This is a genomic window from Ignavibacteriota bacterium (assembly GCA_016713565.1).
Classification (GTDB): domain Bacteria; phylum Bacteroidota; class Ignavibacteria; order Ignavibacteriales; family Melioribacteraceae.
Genome location: JADJOX010000008.1, coordinates 14,133 through 34,265 on the forward strand (window position 1 = coordinate 14,133; position 20,133 = coordinate 34,265).

The following is a 20,133-nucleotide window of genomic DNA, read 5'->3' on the forward strand; positions in this document are numbered from 1 at the left end:
GAAATGCTGAACAATATTGAAATTGGAAATTATAAAGATTCCAGTTTATCGTCTAAAGAAAGAGCTGAAGATTTATTGAATAAAATGAATCTCGATGAAAAAATCTCACAAATGCTATGTGTTTGGAATCAGAAGAAAGAAATGATTTTAGATGAAAAAGGAAATATTGATTTCGAAAAGATGAGAAAAAATTTCGCAAACGGTTTGGGACAAGTAGGAAGAATTAGCGATACCAACGGCGGTTTATCTCCGGTTGAAATGGCTGAGTTTGCAAACGCGCTTCAGAAATTTTTCGTTGAAGAAACGAGACTTGGAATTCCAATAATAATACATGAAGAATGTCTGCACGGCTTAGCCGGAAAAGACGCAACTAGTTATCCGCAGCCTATTGGATTGGCGGCAACTTTTAATCCCGAATTAATTGAAGAAATTTATTCATCAGTTGCGGAAGATACTAGGAAACGTGGAGCGCATCAAGCGCTTACTCCTGTTTTGGACGTTGCAAGAGATCCGAGATGGGGAAGAGTAGAAGAAACATTTGGCGAGGATCCGCACTTAATTGCGCAAATGAGTAAAGGTGCGATCAGAGGTTTTCAAGGCGACGGAACATTTAAAAGTAAAGATAAAGTTTTAGCTACTTTAAAACATTTTGCCGCTCATGGTCAGCCTGAATCTGGTTCAAACTGCGGACCAGCAAATTTTTCCGAACGTGTTCTGCGGGAAGTTTTTCTTTCACCTTTCAAAGAAGTTATTGAAGAAGAGCAGCCTTATTCATTAATGGCATCGTATAATGAAATCGACGGGATTCCGTCGCACGCAAATAAATGGTTATTAAGAAAAATATTGAGAGACGAATGGAAATTTAAAGGATTCGTTGTTTCCGATTATTATGCCATAACCGAATTGGGAAGCAAGGAGGAAACGGTTAGTCATAATGTGGCAAAAGATAAAGTCGATGCCGCATATTTAGCTGTAAAAGCCGGAGTAAATATCGAACTTCCCGAAATAGATTGTTATCCGAATCTGAAAATCTTAATTGAATCCGGAAAGATTAGCGAAAGTGAAATTGATGAATTGGTTCTGCCGATGCTGGAAGCAAAGTTTCAATTGGGATTGTTTGAAGATCCATATGTTGACCCGGCACTAATCCAAAATGAAATTAAATTGGAAAAAGACAGAGAGCTTGCGTTAAAAGCCGCTCATGAAACAATTACCTTGCTTAAAAATGAAAACAATCTTCTTCCGTTAAAATTAGCCGAAAAAAGTACAATTGCCGTAATAGGACCGAATGCTGATAGAGTAATGCTTGGTGGATATAGCGGAAGACCCAAATATTTTTCTACAGTTTTAAACGGAGTAAAAGCAAAAGTCGTTGAAAAATACAATGTAGTATATAGCGAAGGATGTAAAATAACTATCGGCGGATCGTGGAATGAAGATACCGTGACTCCTTCTGATCAAAATGAAGATGAAAAATTAATTAAAGAAGCGGTAAAAACTGCGGAAAATGCGGACGCAGTAATTTTAGCTATAGGCGGAAACGAACAAACATCAAGAGAAGCATGGAGTAAAACTCATCTAGGCGACAGACCGAATTTGGAATTGGTCGGAAATCAATTGGAACTTTTAAAAGAAATTCAAAAAACGGGAAAACCGATTGTGGTTGTTCTTTTTAACGGCAGACCAAAATCAATCAGTTATATATCGCAGACAGTTCCTTCAATTTTAGAATGTTGGTATTTGGGGCAAGAAAGCGGAAATGCGATTGCGGACGTTATCTTTGGAGATTATAATCCAAGCGGAAAATTGCCCATTTCAATACCCAGATCGGTTGGTCATATTCCTTGTCATTACAATCACAAACCTTCATCGAGACGCGGATATTTATTCGATGACATCACGGCACTTTATCCTTTTGGTTTCGGATTGAGCTATACGAAATTTTCATTTTCAAATCTTAGGGTTGAAAAAGAAAAAATTTCATTAAAGGAAGACGTTGTGGTTAAAGTGGATGTTAGAAACGATGGTGAAAAAGAAGGGACGGAAGTTGTTCAGCTTTATATAAGAGATAAAGTAAGTTCGGTAACGCGTCCGGTGAAAGAATTAAAAGGTTTTATGAAAATTAGTTTACGGCCAAAAGAAGAAAGGACGATTTCATTTACGCTTACACAGAAAGCATTCGCATTTAACAATGTTGAAATGAATTATGTTGTGGAACCCGGAGAATTTGAATTGATGGTAGGAAATTCATCCAGGGACGAAGATTTACTTAAAAATGTAATTGTTGTACAATAAATATTAATTAAAATCAAATTTAAGAAGATTACAGATGGATAAAAACTCCCTTAATGAAGCAGCTATTTCAAATGGATATGCCTCCAAATCAATTTTATCATTGAAAGAAAAAATTGGTTACAGTTTGGGAGATGCTGCTTCAAATATTTATTTCCAAACATTTATAATCTTTCTGTTGAACTTTTATACGGATGTTTTCGGAATTCCTGCCGCCGCTGTAGGCACAATGTTTTTATTCACCAGAATTTTTGACGCAGTTAATGATCCCTTAATGGGAGCAATAGCAGACAGGACAAATACAAAATGGGGAAAATTCAGACCGTTCATTTTCTTCTTCGGAATTCCAATGGTTATAATGGGCGTTCTTACTTTTACCACTCCTGATTACGACATCAGCGGAAAACTTATATATGCATATATCACATATAACTTATTAATGGTGATGTATACAATTGTAAATGTTCCATATTCAGCGCTCATGGCTGTAATTACCCCCAATTCTTTTGAACGCACAGAATTGTCGTCATTTAGATTTGTCGCCGCATTTATTGGCGGCTTGATTGTTCAAGGCTCAACAATATATCTTGTTAAATATTTTGGAAACGGAAACGACGCAAAAGGCTGGCAGTACGCAATGGGTATATTAGGATTACTTGCATTATTGTTTTTATTCATTACATTTATTACTACAAAAGAAAGAGTACAGCCTCCAAAGAATCAAAAGATTGAAGTAAAAAAAGATTTAAGAGATTTATTTTCTAATAAAGCTTGGCTGCTTATAGGCGGCGCTACCATTTTTCAATTAATCTTTATCGTTGTTAGAAGTTCTTCGATCGTTTATTATTTCAAATATTATGTTTTGGACCAGCAGCTGAATATTTTTGGCAGTACGATAGATTTACCTTATGCTACTTTTACTTCATCATTTTTACTCACTGGAACAATTTTCAATATAATCGGCGCAATTTTAACTAAATGGATATCCAAGAAATTTGATAAACGAAATACTTATGTCGGCTGTTTACTTATGAGTGCCGTAGGCAGCGGTGCATTTTATTTCTTAGAACCTCAAAATGTAATTCTGATATATCTAATTAATATCTTAATATCATTTTCTTGGGGACCAGTTTCAGTTTTACAATGGGCAATGTATACAGACGCGGCTGATTATTCCGAATGGAAAAATAATAGAAGAGCGACAGGATTATTGATGGCTGCTTCATTGTTCGCACTTAAGCTGGGTTTGACTATAGGCGGCGCATTTGTCGGATATATTTTAGCTTATTATGGATTTGTGGCTAACGAAGCTCAATCTGTTGAAACCACAAACGGAATCGTTTTGCTTATGAGCTTCTTCCCGGCAGTATTTGGAATCATCGGCGCATTGATGATGTTGTTCTATCCTTTAACAAATAAAATGATGCAAAAAATTGAAAGCGATTTAGAATTAAGAAGAAATGATGAATTGTAGAAAATACAAAATTTTTTAATGTTTATTAAAAAATAATGAAAATAAATAAGAACAAAATAAAATCTTGGAGGAAAAATGAGCATAAACTTTATTATTTATAAAAATAAGCTTATACCGCTTATTTGTCTCATTATCTTTTTTACTATTCCATCAATCATGCTCGCCCAATCCGGTTCCATTAAGGGAAAAGTATTCGACAAATCAACTTCAGAAGATTTATTCGGCGCGAATATACTGGTAAAAGGAACCAGTTTGGGTTCTGCCTCCGATATGGAAGGTAACTATATTATACGAAATATTCCGGTTGGAAAATATACAATTGAGATTTCGTATATAGGTTACAATACACAAACGCTGGAAGTTAACATTGTTGAAAACAAAACTCTGGCTCAGGATTTTTATTTGGAGTTTAAAACTATTGAAAGCGGCACCGTTACTGTAACCGGTCAGGCTTCTGGTCAATTGGAAGCAATTAATAGGCAGTTAACTTCTAATACTATTACAAATGTTGTTTCCTCTGACCAAATCCGCGAATTACCGGATGATAATGCGGCAACAGCCCTTAGCCGTTTGCCTGGTGTTTCTCTTATGAATGGAGATGAAGTTGTTATTCGTGGTGTGGAATCAAAATTAAATCAGGTGCTAATTAATGGCATTCAATTACCATCAACAAATATGGAAACTCGTTCTACAAACCTTGGCTTTATATCGTCAAGTATGATTTCCAGTATTGAAGTTATAAAAGCCATTACACCCGATATGGATGCAAATACTATTGGCGGTGTTATAAATTTAAAACTAATGGAAGCGCCTGCCGACCTCCACTTTGACGTTCTAACACAAGGAAATTATAATTATTCAGATAGAAATTATAACAATTACAAATTTTGGGCTAGTGTAAGTGATAGATTTTTTGAAAATAAATTCGGTGTATTTGTTCAAGCTAACGCTGACCGTTCTGATGGCGGAAATCAAACTGCTTCAATTGCTCTTACTCGAGACGGAAGTAGTAATTTGGCATATGGACAGTCTGCTTATTTAACAAATAGTGCAAATTTCGGTTATTATAGAAGCATTATTGATATTGCCGGCGGTAGTGTTATTATGGATTATAAGCTGCCAAATGGTAAAATTATTCTACAAAATACTTATGCGGGCAATTTTACGGATCAACGCAATAATTCAATTGGACTAGATTTTAATGGTACTGCTGTGCATTATACAGTAGACCGCAATAAATTCGGAAGAGATTTATGGATAAATGCTTTACAAGCTGAAAATAATTTTGGCGACTTTAAAGTTGAAGCAAGTTTAGCTCATTCAAGTACTAATCAATATACAAGGAATGCTTATTCGCCTTGGGGTTCTGGTAATGGCTGGACTGACTTTACTAATAACAGTAGTTTTAAAGCTCCTTTTGGAGTTGGTTCCGATGGTTTACCAATAACATATAATTCAGCAGCTGCTCAGGCTGGGTTAACTTTAGAAAGGACCTATGCAATTTTTGATAATCTTAATGCTGCCGATGCTGATAGTGCGACTTTGGAAGGCTGGGTATCATCTGTTAAAAATAGATTTAATCAGCATTTATATAATACCTCTCTTGATGTTTCCAAACCAGTTAACTTTTCTACGGATATTACCGCAACATTTAAAGCAGGCGGAAAATATGTAAAAACAGTTCGCATTAATGATTTTGACAGAACTTTCTCAGGTTCATCTGATGATGATACATATAATAAGGTAGAAAATTTCTTTCCAATACATAGAGATGCTGAGCATAGAATGAGATTAACTGACGTTTTGGATGATGATTTCGAAAGAGGAAAAAATTATTTAAGTGATCAATATAATTTTAAAAATGGGTTTAAAAATGTTATAAATGCCGATATATATGACGATTGGCTTTACTTAGCTCAAACAGGTTGGGAATCTTCAAAAAAGGAAGATGACAGTTGGAGAGATGATTGGAACGGATCAGAAGCTTTTGCGGCAGGTTATATTATGGGTACTTTTAATTTTTACAGAAACCTTACTTTAATTGCCGGCCTCCGTTATGAAAATTATAACATGAATTATCGTGCTCAATTTACTTTTGTTACACATAATGTTTATGGTGATGCAATTAGTACAAAGGTGGGAACAGCAGATGTTCCAGATGATTATTACAATGTTGATAGATATGATATAAATTACTTCCCAAACGTACACCTAAAATATCAAGTAAATGATTGGTCGGATATTAGAATAGCTTTTACAAATAGTATTGTACGCCCGGATTATTCCGCAATTATTCCTAAAATGACTGTTTTCCCCGGCAATAATTATGTAATTGGTAATCCTAAATTAAAACCGACAACGGCTACAAACTTAGATGTTATCGCTTCTTTTTACAGCAATGTTATTGGTCTTTTTACAGTTAATGGATTCTATAAAGAGTTGGAAAATGCTCAATACCGTACAGGAATATATTATGGAAATATAGGTTTGTATGGCGATAATGTTTTCATGCCCGATTCAGCGCTTTTGTGGAACAATTTCAATTATAAAACTAAATCTTCGGATATTGTAAATACATCGCTGAACAATCCGAACTTAGGTTTTATTAGAGGTGTTGAATTATCTTGGCAAACAAATTTTTGGTATTTACCTCAACCGCTAAATTCCATTGTATTAAATGTGAACTATACAAAATCCGGATCAAATATTGATTATCGCATAATTAGAAATATACCAAAAACGGTTCCAGATCCAAATAATCCCCGCAAAACTATAACATATTTTACAACAAGTGATACTGTTTACAGCGGCAGATTGGTTCAACAAGCGGACGATGTGGTTAATATTGCTCTTGGTGTTGATTATAAAGGATTTTCAAGCCGTTTATCATTTAATATGAGAGGGAATGTGTTAAACTATGTGGGTACAAGACCTGAAGAAACTTCATATACCGGAAATATTTATAGATGGGATTTTACAATAAAACAAGATTTACCGTTAAAGGGATTAAGTTTATCGCTTAATGGGCTAAATATATTCCATAATGGAATTGAATCATTCAGGAAATTTAGGTTAACAAAAGATGCGCCGATAACGGAAAACTTAGAATCAGTTTTATATGGTCCATCAATTTACCAACTTAATTTAAGGTACAATTTTTAAATAATAAAATAATAATAAATTGAAAAAAGGAGGAGTTAGTTATTAGTAAACAAATATTTTATGACCTTTTTTGCTCATTAAATCAAATATTTAAATAAGGAGAAATTTATGAGAAAGTTACTTTTACTTCTGGCGGTAACAACATTATTACCGTTAACTACTGTATTTTCACAAACATTGGAAGATTACATTTTAGAACATCGTGGAGATGCTCTCGTAATTAAAGATGATATCGATTTTGGTGCTCCAAATACGTTATTTTCAGTAATAAATGCTGATACACTGAATGTTCCTGCTGGACGTGTTTATATATTAAAAGCATTTGGAAACTATTCACTGGCAAATAACCCAACAACATCTGCAACCAGAAAAACAATTATTATGGGTGAAACAACCGAATCTGTAAAAACTAGCAAAGGTGATGCTCCGCCAGTTGTTTCCGGTGCTGTATTGGAAGGTGGAAATACTACTCCATTTATTACTAGTGGTTCAGATCTTCTTGTAAAAAATATTAATATGGCTGTTGGCAATGCTGCCGGCGGTCTTGGTTGGAACTGCTTCGGTTTAGCTGGACCTGGTATGAGAATACAAGTTGAAAACTGTATTATTGAACACAACCTTTGGACAGTTATTGGTGGACAGCCTGCAAATTCAAGAATATTCTTTATAAATAATTATTTTGTAAACTTGTTAGGTCATACATGCCGTAGAAATGGCGGTGTATTGGATTTCTTCTCAAACCAAGATACAATTTGGGTTGAAAATAATACTCATGTTAACGTTCAAGGTCTTTTGTATAAATCAAGAGATAATTACGTAATTAATAGACAAGTTTTCAATCACAATAACTTTATAAATTGCAGCTCGTATCCACTTATGAACAGAGGCGGTCATCCAAATTACAGTGTTACAAATAATATTTTTGTAAATACAAATGTTCAAGGATTCTCATCCGTTTTAATTAGTGCCGATGCCGGTGAAGTTGATCCCGAAGGTTTACCAATGGGTATTGTTAATTTACATGCCGATTCTACATTTTTGGCAAACGGTGCATCTTTCTATGCTGATAGAAATTTAACTTATTGGGATCCAAGTTTAAGTGATATTGCAACAACCTTAAATAATAATGCAGTAAATGGTAAGACTGATTGGGTTTCACAAATGATTCCTATGAATACAAGAACCGCAGCAATGTTTGCTGATGATGCAACTTATCCTAAATTAACAAATGGAACATGGTATTCAAAACTTCCAAATTTTGCTGAAACTGATGTTTTATTTACTACTCAACTTCAAGTATTAAAAGAATTTTCAATTGCAACTGTTGATACTACATTTTCTGGTTCTTTAGCCGCTTGGCGTCAACCAAATAACCCAGAAGCAGATAATTTCATTTATGCAGATTGGCCGACTCCAATTGATCTTTCATATGACGATGCAGATTTATTGACTGCAGGACTTGGTGGTTTCCCGGTTGGTGATTTAGCATGGTTCCCGGCAAAATATTCAGAATGGATGAATCAAAGAGATGCAGAATATACTTTAATACATAATACTCTTAATGGAATTGTTGGCGTTGAAAAAGTTGAAGGATTACCGGCTAAATTCAGCTTAGAACAAAATTATCCAAATCCATTTAACCCAACAACAGAAATTAACTTTTCAATTCCAAAATCCGGAAATGTTACATTGAAAATTTTTGATGCCGTTGGTCAAGAAGTTGCTACTTTAATAAATGAATTTAAACCTGCTGCTAACTATAAAATAAATTTCAATGCTTCAAATTTAACAACTGGAGTTTATTTCTATAGATTGGAAGCTAACAACTTATTGCAAACAAAGAAAATGTTGTTAATCAAATAATTTATTTATTTTTATCGTTTCAATTCAAAATTACCCCGGTAATTAAACTTTGCCAAGGTTTTATGTTAAATGTTAATGGTTTCAAAATTTTTTACAAAATGAGATTTATATTATGCCAATCTGTAAAACCAAACAACTGATTAAAGCCGGAAAATATCTTTATCTGTTGATATCATTTTTTATAATTATCGGTTGTTTTAATAATAATACTGATTCTAATTACGCTAAAGAAGAAACAATAATTGCTAAAATTGGAAATGATTATAATGTTACGTTAAGTGATTTGAAGCAATATATTAAAGATTGGAATTACATTCATAAATTTAGAGAAAAAGATAAAATTTATAGAACCGCCTTAAATGATTTAGTTACCAATCAATTAAAAAGGTTTGATTTCTTTGACAGAAAATTAGATCAAAACAAAGATTTAATGAGCAAAGAAATGCGTTCAATAAATGGTGAAATAATAAATACTTATTTTAATAAAGAGTTTGTTTCAAAGTATGTAAGTGACAGTTCGGCTGCTAAGGCTTATAAAGAAATGGATAAAGAAGTTGTCTGCGACGATATTTTATTGCCAGTTCCTGAAAATACGTCTCAACAGAAACTTGATTCACTGAAAGCGATAGCATTGGAAATAGAAAAGAATATTAGCGGCAATTTAAAAATAGATGAACTTATTAAAAAATATTCGCTGCAAAAAATAATTACAAGAACACAAAAGACTTTTACTTGGTCGCAAAGTATGAACGATCCGTTAGCTTTTGTTGCATTTCAGATGCAGACTGGCTCAACTCAAGCGCTGTATAATTTAGATGGTTTTCATATAGTAAAAGCAATCGCCACAAAAAAAATAAAATTGCAGCCGTTTGAAGAATTGAAAGAAGATATTATTTCAAATTTAAGAAAGGGATATTTTCAGACATATAATGATGAGTTCAATGAATATAGGAAAAATCTTATAAATTACAGCACTATTTTATGGAATGAAAGCGGATTAGATCAAATAGTTAAGTGGTCCAATACAGATAAATTTTTCGGTGGCGCTTATAAAGATACAATGCAAAACGCAATTTCAAGCGGTAACAATTTCGAAATTCTTACATACAATAAAGGGAAAATTGATTTAAAAGAATTCCTTAGACTGCTGGATGAAGTTGTAATGCTAAATCCAAATATCCAATTAAATTCGAAAAGCGTAAAAGATTTTATTTCTGAAGCCATTTATGATGATAATGTTTTAACGGCATCTCTAAAAATGGGTTTGGATAAAAATATTATTAATCCTTATACGGATAATTTACTTGTTAAAAGTAAACTGACATATTTGTACAATCTCGCAATTATAGAAGGAAGTATTCCCGAAGCAGCACCGGAGGCTTTAAAGAAATTTTATGATGAGCAAAAAGATTCAATTTTCTATCAGTTAAAAAAAATAAATATTTACACCAGAATATATTCCGATAAAGAAAAAGCTGAAAAGGAAATTAAAGATATAAATAACGGTATTCCATTCGAAAAAATTTCTGATACTTGGTTTGTTAAAACATTTATTCGTGAACGGGATGGTTCGCTGAAATCTTATAAAAGTATTGAACCGCCGTATCTTGCCGACGCCGCTTTCAAATTGGAGTTAAATGAAGTTGACGGACCAATAGAATTTGATGATATTGAAAAAGGCAAACAATATGCCGTTATAAAAGCAATTCACATTATGCCGGAAAAACAACTCACATTTGACGAAGTAAAAGGAAAAAGAATAGAAGAAGAATTTAAAAATTACTATCGTCAGAAAATATCCGATAAAGTAAGTGCGGATTTGATGAAAAAATATAATGTCAAAATATTCGAAAAAGAATTATCTCAGGCAATTAAAGCTGATTAGAGATGAACAATTCTAAAATTATAAATTTAAATATCCTTATAATCTCCGCAGTTGTTATTTGTTTTGAAATTATATCTACAAGAATTTCTTCCGTAATATTCGTTCAAAATTATGCATTTATAATTTTATCATTATCCATTCTAGGCTTAGGCTGCGGCGGTATTTTCTCCTTTTATAAATTTAATTCCGATGATACAAAAAATGAAAATCGGAAAATATTTAGTTTATATATTACTCTTACCGGCTTTTCGTTAGTATTATTTGTTTGTGCTGTTATTCTTTTCTTAATTACAAATCCTCTTATTTATTTTACTCTGCTTTTTATACCATTTTTTTTTGCCGGAATAGTTTACTCGGAATTTTTTAAGAAATTTGCAAATTCCGGTTATAAAATTTATGCCGCAGATTTAATTGGTGCTGCGTTGGGCTCTATTCTATCAATTTTTATCTTCAATTTATTCAATGTGCCAAATGTAGTTTTATTTCTAGCAATGGTTTTATTTTTTTCAGCGGCTGATTTTCTATTTATTGAAAGAAAAAAACGCATGCTGTATTATTTGAGTCTTTCATTAATCGCTATTATGCTAATTGTTTTCGGAAAAAATGAATTCCTCGGAAAAATTCCTATCGGTAATTTTCCAGAAAAAGACTTTTATCATATTTTAGATAATTCAAATATTGCTCCGGGAATTGTTGAAAGCAGATGGAGTATAAACGGAAGATCTGATTTAGTTGAATTTGAAAATCAAAAATTTGTTAAACATCTTTTAATAGATGGCGCTGCCGGAACTCAAATGTATGAGTTTAATGGAAATATTGAAAAACATGACAAATTGATTAATGATATTTTGGTTAGACAATCAACAACAATTCCATTATTATTTCTGAAAAAAGAAGAAAAAGAAAATATGCTGGTTATTGGTCCCGGCGGAGGAAAAGAAATTTTAACCGGACTTCTCAGTAATGTAAAAAATATTACCGGTATAGAAATTAATCCGGATTTTGTTGATATAGTAAAAAAGTATAAGGATTATAACGGCGGCATATACACAGATTTTCCGAATGTAAAAATTGAAATTGCTGAAGGCAGACATTTTATAAAAAGATCAAAAAAAAATTTCGATGTAATTGTTTTAGCTCTTCCTTCAACAGAACAAATGCAAATTATTGACGGAATCGCTTCAAATGAAAATTATCTTTTGACCGTTGAGGCAATAAAAGATTATTTAAAAATTTTAACCCAAAACGGACAAATGATTTTTACCGTTCATAATAAGTGGGAGCTTGTTAGACTTATAGTTACAACTTTATATGCGTTAAAAGAAAACGGAATAAATTATTCAAATGGTGTTAATCATTTTTTAATTCTTGGAGAAGAACATTCACCAACATTGGTAATAAAGAAATCTCAGTATAAATCGGAAGAAATTAACAATATTATTAAAATCGCAAATTTATTTCCCGCAGATTTGCCAAAGATTTCATTTTTACCAATTATAGATATTCCGGGAAACAATCAAATCGAAAATATTCTATTAAAAAATATAAAAGACGGAAGTAGTTCTCTCGAAGAATTAATAGCAAAAAATAGTTCAGATATTTCTCCGGTGCTTGATGATAGTCCATATTTTTACAAAGTGAAAAAAGGCATTCCGGACGATTTAAAATATCTTTTATTTGCGGTTTTTGTTTTTGCCGTTTTATCAGTTCTTATCCCTTTAAAGAAAATTTCATCAAAACAGAAAAAAAATAAAAAGGATGAAAATATTTTTCTTCCGCTTTTTGTTTTTATAAGTATTGGTTTCGGCTTCATGGTTTTGGAAATAGCATTACTTCAAAAATTTATACTTTATTTGGGTTCACCCACAATTGCCTTATCAATTCTTCTTGGCTCCTTGCTTGTTGGAATGGGAATCGGCAGTTTTTTTGGCGCAAAAATAATTCCTGATAATATTATAAAACGCCTTGAATTGATTACCGGACTTATTGTTGCAACGGGAGTAATTTTGTTTTTTGTGCATCCCTTAATTTTAAATCCATTGCTTTTTTATGGAATGACAATACGTGCAATTGTTAGTTTTGTTTTATTACTGCCGTTCGGATTTTTTCTTGGAATTCCTTTCCCGACTGCAATACAATTATTAAAGCAGAAAAATCTTATTATATATATTCCATGGATGTACGGTGTGAATGGAATTTTTTCAGTTCTCGGTTCGGTATCGGCAGTTATTTTTTCTATGATTTTTGGTTTTACTCTAAGCTTTTTTACAGGATTAAGTATGTACTTAATCATTTTTGTTTTATTAATCTCAAAAGCTAAAAGAATATGATGCAAAATTATAGTATATCAAAAAAAACAAAAAAACAAATCTTTGCAGATAAAGATTTGCTATCGGTACAAGAAATCGCAAAGAAATTTAATGTCCCTATTTATGAAGTTAAAAAAATTATTAATTCTTCTGAAAAAAAAACGCATAAATGGTTTTATGCGGTTTTAATCTTTTTACCAATTATATTTTTGATCCTTTTTGAAATATTATTGAGAAACATAAATTATGGATATGATTATACTCAATGGATAGATGCAGGCGAAGGTAAATATGTAATTAACTCAAACATCAGTAAAAAATATTTTACTAATGGAGATTTCAATCCCACAACAAGTGAAGATTATTTTGACATACAGAAAAAGGCAAATTCATTTAGAGTATTTGTTTTAGGCGGAAGCAGCGCCGAAGGATATCCTTATAGTCCAATGGGCTCATTTTCACGTTATGTTAGAAAAAGATTGGAATTAGTATACCCGAATACTCACGTTGAGGTAATTAATTTGGGTATGACTGCAATTAACACTTACACTTTGTTAGATTTTATACCCGGTGTATTGGATCAACGCCCCGATTTAATTTTAATTTATGCAGGGCATAATGAATACTATGGAGCTTTGGGAGTTGGCTCGGTTCAATCATTTGGCTCTTCTCGTAATCTGATAAATTTAATATTGTATCTGAATAATTTTAAAATCACTCAATTTGTTCGTAATTCAATTCAGCAGGTAACATCATTTTTTATTTCGTCGGAAAATGTAAAATCATCCGGCACGCTGATGTCGCAGATGGTAAAAGACAAAAACATTATTTTAGATTCAGATGTGTATAATAAAGGACTTCAGCAATTTAAAGAAAACCTTTCTGACATTTTAAAATTATGTGAAGAAAAAGGTATTCCGGTAATTATTGGTAAATTGGCAAGCAATTTAAAAGATCAAAAACCTTTTATTTCTGCTGAAACACCAGGATATTTTAATGCTGATAAAATTTACGAAGAAGCTTGGGAAAATTTTAAGAATGATAATTTTAAAAAGTCGGATTCACTTTTTAGATTAGCAAAGGATCTGGATGCACTTCGGTTTAGAGCGCCTTCAAAAATGAATTTAATTATTGATCAACTTGGAAAGGAATATAATGTTGCGACTGTTCCAATTGATTCAATATTTAATTCCGCTAGCCAGGGCGGAATAGTTGGCGGCAATTTAATTGTAGATCATCTTCACCCAAATGTTGAAGGATATCAGCTTATTGGAAAAGCGTTTTACAATTGCATGGAAAAGAAAGGATTTCTTCCCAAAACAGAAAATGCCAATATTCCATTTGCTAAACAAGATAGTGTAACTAAAGCAAATTTTGTATTTACAAAACTCGATTCAGCTATCGGCAATTACAATATTACACTTTTAAAACACAATTGGCCTTATGTTAAGAAAAGTATCCCAATGACTAAGTTTCGACACGATGATTTCTTAAATATGCTTCAGCCTAAAGATTTATCCGATTCTATTGCCGTATACAAGATAGAAGGCTTATCATGGACCGACGCTCATTTACTTGCAGCGAAAATGTATTTGAGAAGAGATGATATTAAAAATTACTTAAAACATATAAATACAATTCTTTATCAATATCCTGTTCTGAAAGATTTAAATACACTAATAACATATTTCTATAACCAAAATAAATTAGATCTTTCTGATTATACGCCAAAAAGAATTGGAATAATAAAATTATACCAAGAAAAATTTGATGAATCAATTAAATACTTGACTGACGCTTATAATTATAATTCAAATGATCTTTCAGTTATCTATAATCTTTCTGTGGCATATTATAAAAAGAGAGATTTTAAATCCGCATTAAAAATGATAAATAAATGCTTAGCTGTTGATAATAAATATGCTGAGGCAATATATCTGAAAAGAGAAATATTAAATCGATAAGAAAATGTTAACTATAAAATTAGATAGTAAAATAAGTTTATTAGTAAATACAATATTATTTGAAATGAAGAAAATTAAAAAAATTGGAAATCGAATTTATACATTACAATTTCTTCATATCTTTCTTTTTGGAAATTTAATATTCGCTCAATCTGAAACAAATAATAAACTTTGGTATAATAAGCCGGCGGCTCAATGGGTAGAAGCACTTCCGATTGGCAACGGCAGACTTGGAGCAATGGTATACGGTAATCCGGAAAATGAAATAATTCAATTAAATGAAAGTACAGTATGGGGCGGACAACCGCACAGAAATGATAACCTAGAAGCAAAAGAAGCATTACCAATTGTTCGTAAATTATTGTTTGAAGAAAAATCCAAAGAAGCTCAAGAAATTATAAATAAAAAATTTATTAGTAAAAATTCTCATGGAATGCCTTACCAAACTGTTGGGAATCTGAATTTAACTTTTCCCAATCATCAAAAATATAACAACTATTACAGAGAATTAAATATTGAAAATGCAGTTGCAACAACTATTTATAATGTTGATGATGTTACTTATAAACGTGAAATATTTTCTTCAGCGCCTGATCAATTAATTGTTTTAAAATTATCGGCAGATAAAAAAGGGCAAATTAATTTTATAGCAAAAATGAATCGACCTGCAAAAGTTGATGTAAAATCTTTTGGCACTGATTTATTAGTGATGTCCGGAATAACAACTGATTGCGATTCAATAAAAGGTGCATTAAAATTTCAAGTTAATGTAAAAATTAATATTGATGGCGGAAAAATTATTTCTGCTGATAGCTGTTTAATTGTAGAAAATTCCAATGAAGCAATAATTTATATTTCTATTGCATCAAGCTATAAAAACTATAATGATATTAGCGGCGACCCGAATTTATTGGCTGATTCCTATCTTGAAAAAGTTAAAAGTAAAAATTATGATCAAATTGTAAAAGATCACATTGCGGATTATCAAAAATATTTTAAGCGCGTAAATATTGATTTGGGGATTACAGATTCCGTAAAAAATCCTACGGATAAAAGAATTAAAAATTTTGCAAAAGGCAATGATCCTAATTTAGCTGCACTATATTTTCAATATGGAAGATATTTGTTAATATCATCATCGCGTTTAGGCGGGCAGCCCGCAAATCTGCAAGGAATTTGGAATAACCAACTTTATCCGCCATGGGACAGTAAATATACAGTTAACATAAATACGGAAATGAATTATTGGCCTTCGGAACCGGCAAATTTATCTGAAATGAATGAGCCATTAATTCAAATGATTAAAGAAGTTTCTGAAACCGGTAAAAAAACTGCAAAAGATATGTATGGAGCAAATGGCTGGGTTCTTCATCACAACACAGATTTGTGGAGAATAAATGGACCCGTTGACGGCGCATATTGGGGAATGTGGCCAATGGGCGGTGCTTGGTTTTGTCAGCATCTGTTTGAAAAATATGAATACAACGGTAGTAAAAAATATTTGGCAGATATTTATCCAATTATGAAAAGTGCAGTACAATTTTATTTGGACTTTTTAATTGAAGAACCAAAAAATAATTGGTTAGTTGTTTCACCTTCAAATTCTCCTGAAAATTCTCCTTCAATTCATCCGGAATCTTCTATTACTTATGGTACAACAATGGACAATCAATTATTGTTTGATTTGTTTTCAAAAACTGTTAAGGCTGCAGAAATCTTGAAAACTGATGAACAATTAATTAATGAAATGAAAATAGTAATTTCCAAATTACCGCCTATGCAGATTGGAAAACATTCGCAATTGCAAGAGTGGATTGAAGATTGGGATAACCCTGAAGATAAACATAGACATGTTTCTCATTTATACGGTGTTTTTCCGTCAAATCAAATATCACCATTTCGTACACCGGAATTATTTGATGCTGCACGCACTTCTTTAATTTATCGCGGCGATCCGTCAACGGGCTGGTCGATGAATTGGAAAATAAATTTATGGGCAAAATTTTTAGATGGAAATCATGCTTATAAATTAATTAAAGACCAAATAAATTTAGTTGAGAAAGATGGATTTGAAAAAGGCGGTACTTATCCAAATATGTTTGATGCTCATCCGCCATTCCAGATTGATGGAAATTTTGGTTTTACATCCGGAGTTACGGAAATGTTAATGCAAAGCGATGACGGAGCAATTTTTATTTTACCGGCTTTACCGGTTGATTGGAAGAAAGGAAGTATTATGGGACTTAGGGCGCGCGGCGGATTTTTGATCGAAAAATTAGAATGGGAAAATGGTGAAATTTCTAAACTTATAATTAAATCAACATTAGGCGGCAACTGTAGAATTCGTTCTTACAATAGTTTAAAATCTTATGATAAAAATTCTCTAAAACTTGCGGAAGGAGAGAACAAAAATTCATTTTATCAAGCGCCAAAAATTAAAGAACCAATTATTTCGGGAAAAGCTAAACTCAATAAAATAGAGATAAAAAAAACATACTTATATGATATTCAGACTGAAGCTGATAAAAGTTATGAATTTTATAAAATGTAATTAAAAAATTATGAAAAAGAAAAAAGTGAAATATTTAATAGCAATATTGTTTGTATTAATATCGCAAAGTTTATATTCGCAAAATGTTGAAAAACACAGAGTAATAATACTAACGGATATTGAAGCTGATCCGGATGATACTCAATCTTTAGTGCGATTACTACTTTATTCAAATGAAATTGATATAAAGGGAATAATTGCAACAACTTCTTGCTGGCTCAAATCAAAAGTTAATCCGGAATCGATAAAAAGGATTATAAATGCTTATGATCAAGTACAGCCGAATCTTTTAATTCATGATGAAAAATTTCCGAATGCAGATGTTTTATTTTCAATCGTTAAACAAGGACTTCCTGAATACGGAATGCTGGGTGTTGGCGCTAACAAGGATTCAGAAGGTTCTGATTGGATAATTAGTGAACTTGAAAAAAATGATGATCGTCCTTTATGGATTAGTGTTTGGGGTGGAGCTAACACACTTGCGCAATCATTATTTAAATTAAAAGAAATAAAATCAAAAAATGAGTTGGAAAAATTAATTTCTAAGTTGAGAGTTTATACAATATCAGATCAAGATGACAGCGGAATTTGGATAAGAAATAATTTTCCCGAATTATTTTATATTGTTAGTCCAGGAGATGATTATGGAAGTGCGACTTGGAGCGCAATTAATACTTTCATAAAAAATATTGATAATACTACAATAAGTAATTCATGGATTTCAAAAAATATTCAACAGTCGCACGGTCCTCTTGGTGCAGTTTATCCGGATGTTGCTTGGGGAATGGAAGGCGATACTCCTTCATTTTTATCTTTAATTCAAAATGGATTAAACGATGCGGAACACCCTGAATATGGCGGCTGGGGCGGAAGATATGAACTTTATAAACCTGATTATTCTACTCAAAAAAAAGGCGGTTCTGGAGTTCCGTTTGAACCTGAAACAAGAAAAATATGGACAAACGCAATAGATAAATATACGCCATATATCTTTAATGATTATGGAAGAGCTGTAAAATATGATTCAAATTCTTTTAATGATTATAAAGTTTCATTGTGGCGGTGGAGGGATGATTTTCAAAACGATTTTGCAGCCAGAATGGATTGGTGTACAAAATCATACGCAGACGCAAACCATGCTCCAATTATTGTTTTAAGCAATCAGGAACAAATTACAGTAAAATCCGGTGAGGGATTTACGTTGGATGCATTTAATACAACAGATCCAGATGGAGATAGTTTTAGTTTTTTATGGTTTAATTATCAAGAAGCCGGAACTTATAAAGAACAAGTAAAAATAGAAGGAACTGAAAATTCACATGGAGCTTATATTATTGCTCCAAAAGCTGAAAAGGAAGAAACAGTGCATTTTATTTTAAAAGTTACTGATAAAGGCGAACCAAGTTTGTCAGCTTATAAGAGAGTTATTGTAAAAATAGTTCCATAAAACATTTATTAAAAAATTTCATTCAATTTGTTAATAAATAATTTTGGTGAAATAGTGAAAAAAATTTCTTTGAATTTTATAATTGTTATTTCTTTAACATTTTTATCATGTATTGTTTTTGCGCAGCGCCCATGGACTCAAACAATTGAATCGCCAATTGTGCATTCTGATAAAACTGTAACATTTAATTTAAAAGCTCCCGATGCAAAAAAAGTTGAAATAAGCTCTCAATTTCTTAAAGGCAGTCAAATTTTAAAAAAGGATACATCTGGAATATGGACAATTACCTTGGGCCCTATAGAACCTGATATTTATCCATATAATTTTATCGTTGATGGAATTTTAGTCGCGGATCCAAATAACATAAACATATTTCCAAATGAAAGATTTAAGAGCAGTTTAGTAGATATTCCGGGAGGAAAAACTGAATTGTATGTTTCACAAAATGTTCCTCATGGAAATGTAACGTATTGTTATTATTATTCGGAAACATTAAAGACCGTTAGGCCTCTTTTAATATATACTCCTCCGGGCTATAATGAAAATAAAAATAAATATCCTGTATTTTATTTAGTGAGCGGCACTACCGATACTGAAGAGACTTGGTTCAAAGTTGGAAGAACAAATTTTATACTTGATAATTTAATTGCACAAAACAAAGCAGTTCCTATGATTGTTGTTATGCCTTACGGAAACATGCTGTGCGGAACTCCTGACCCGAATACAATTCAAGCTGCAGATATGTACAAGTTATTCAGCGATGATCTAAGCACTAACATAATTCCTTATGTTGAAAATAATTATAGAGTTATCGGCGATAGGGAACATCGGGCAATTGCCGGCTTTTCACGAGGCGGAGGTCAATCACTTTTTGCGGGTTTTATGAACTTTGATAAGTTTTCGTGGATTTGCTCTTACAGCGCTTTTTTAACCCGAGAAGTTTTTGATAAATACTTTGAAAATATCTATGGAAATTCTGCCTTTACAAATAAAGAAACAAATCTGCTTTGGCTTGGTGTTGGCAGAGAAGATTTTCTTTACAAGCAAGCTGTAACTTTTGCGGAAATTCTTAAATCATATAATATTGAATATAAGTCGCTTATTACCGACGGCGGTCATACTTGGATGAACGCCAGACATTATCTGACGGAAACGCTGCAGCTTTTCTTTAAATAGTTAATAATTA

General features: G+C 32.2%; 10 protein-coding genes. All 10 read left to right on the forward strand.

Going from position 1 to position 20,133, the window contains the following annotated elements; genetic code table 11:
- Positions 1-3: 3 nt before the first annotated feature.
- The 10 genes from IPK06_14780 to IPK06_14825 all read left to right on the forward strand — a co-directional run bounded on the left by IPK06_14780 (position 4) and on the right by IPK06_14825 (position 20,123).
- Positions 4-2,295, forward strand: a complete 2,292-nt coding sequence (locus IPK06_14780; protein ID MBK7981238.1) for a glycoside hydrolase family 3 C-terminal domain-containing protein — start codon at positions 4-6, stop codon at positions 2,293-2,295.
- A 34-nt stretch (positions 2,296-2,329) separates the two neighbouring features.
- Positions 2,330-3,766, forward strand: a complete 1,437-nt coding sequence (locus IPK06_14785; GenBank protein MBK7981239.1) for an MFS transporter — start codon at positions 2,330-2,332, stop codon at positions 3,764-3,766.
- Positions 3,767-3,841: 75 nt separating this feature from the next.
- Positions 3,842-6,928 carry a TonB-dependent receptor gene (locus IPK06_14790; protein MBK7981240.1) on the forward strand — a complete coding sequence of 1,029 codons (3,087 nt, stop codon included), beginning with the start codon at positions 3,842-3,844 and terminating at the stop codon, positions 6,926-6,928.
- Positions 6,929-8,443: 1,515 nt separating this feature from the next.
- Complete coding sequence (locus tag IPK06_14795) at positions 8,444-8,791, forward strand: T9SS type A sorting domain-containing protein (protein ID MBK7981241.1); 348 nt, start codon at positions 8,444-8,446, stop codon at positions 8,789-8,791.
- Positions 8,792-8,903: 112 nt separating this feature from the next.
- The gene (locus IPK06_14800) at positions 8,904-10,676 is read left to right on the forward strand and encodes a peptidyl-prolyl cis-trans isomerase (protein MBK7981242.1); all 1,773 of its coding nucleotides are present in this window, start codon (positions 8,904-8,906) and stop codon (positions 10,674-10,676) included.
- 2 nt (positions 10,677-10,678) lie between these two features.
- The gene (locus IPK06_14805; GenBank protein ID MBK7981243.1) at positions 10,679-13,006 is read left to right on the forward strand and encodes a hypothetical protein; all 2,328 of its coding nucleotides are present in this window, start codon (positions 10,679-10,681) and stop codon (positions 13,004-13,006) included.
- The gene (locus tag IPK06_14810; GenBank protein ID MBK7981244.1) at positions 13,006-14,949 is read left to right on the forward strand and encodes a hypothetical protein; all 1,944 of its coding nucleotides are present in this window, start codon (positions 13,006-13,008) and stop codon (positions 14,947-14,949) included. The genes IPK06_14805 and IPK06_14810 overlap by 1 nt, the downstream gene beginning before the upstream one ends.
- A 64-nt stretch (positions 14,950-15,013) precedes the next feature.
- On the forward strand, positions 15,014-17,500 hold the full coding sequence (locus IPK06_14815; protein MBK7981245.1) for a glycoside hydrolase family 95 protein: 2,487 nt from the start codon (positions 15,014-15,016) through the stop codon (positions 17,498-17,500).
- A 10-nt stretch (positions 17,501-17,510) separates the two neighbouring features.
- Positions 17,511-18,947, forward strand: coding sequence for a DUF1593 domain-containing protein (locus tag IPK06_14820; GenBank protein MBK7981246.1), 1,437 nt, complete (start codon positions 17,511-17,513; stop codon positions 18,945-18,947).
- A 51-nt stretch (positions 18,948-18,998) separates the two neighbouring features.
- The gene (locus tag IPK06_14825; protein MBK7981247.1) at positions 18,999-20,123 is read left to right on the forward strand and encodes an esterase; all 1,125 of its coding nucleotides are present in this window, start codon (positions 18,999-19,001) and stop codon (positions 20,121-20,123) included.
- Positions 20,124-20,133: the final 10 nt, after the last annotated feature.

Coding starts and splice junctions, on each gene's coding strand:
- IPK06_14780 (MBK7981238.1), top strand. CDS start 4: ATGCTGAACAATATTGAAATTGGAAATTATAAAGATTCCAGTTTATCG.
- IPK06_14785 (MBK7981239.1), top strand. CDS start 2,330: ATGGATAAAAACTCCCTTAATGAAGCAGCTATTTCAAATGGATATGCC.
- IPK06_14790 (MBK7981240.1), top strand. CDS start 3,842: ATGAGCATAAACTTTATTATTTATAAAAATAAGCTTATACCGCTTATT.
- IPK06_14795 (MBK7981241.1), top strand. CDS start 8,444: ATGAATCAAAGAGATGCAGAATATACTTTAATACATAATACTCTTAAT.
- IPK06_14800 (MBK7981242.1), top strand. CDS start 8,904: ATGCCAATCTGTAAAACCAAACAACTGATTAAAGCCGGAAAATATCTT.
- IPK06_14805 (MBK7981243.1), top strand. CDS start 10,679: ATGAACAATTCTAAAATTATAAATTTAAATATCCTTATAATCTCCGCA.
- IPK06_14810 (MBK7981244.1), top strand. CDS start 13,006: ATGCAAAATTATAGTATATCAAAAAAAACAAAAAAACAAATCTTTGCA.
- IPK06_14815 (MBK7981245.1), top strand. CDS start 15,014: ATGAAGAAAATTAAAAAAATTGGAAATCGAATTTATACATTACAATTT.
- IPK06_14820 (MBK7981246.1), top strand. CDS start 17,511: ATGAAAAAGAAAAAAGTGAAATATTTAATAGCAATATTGTTTGTATTA.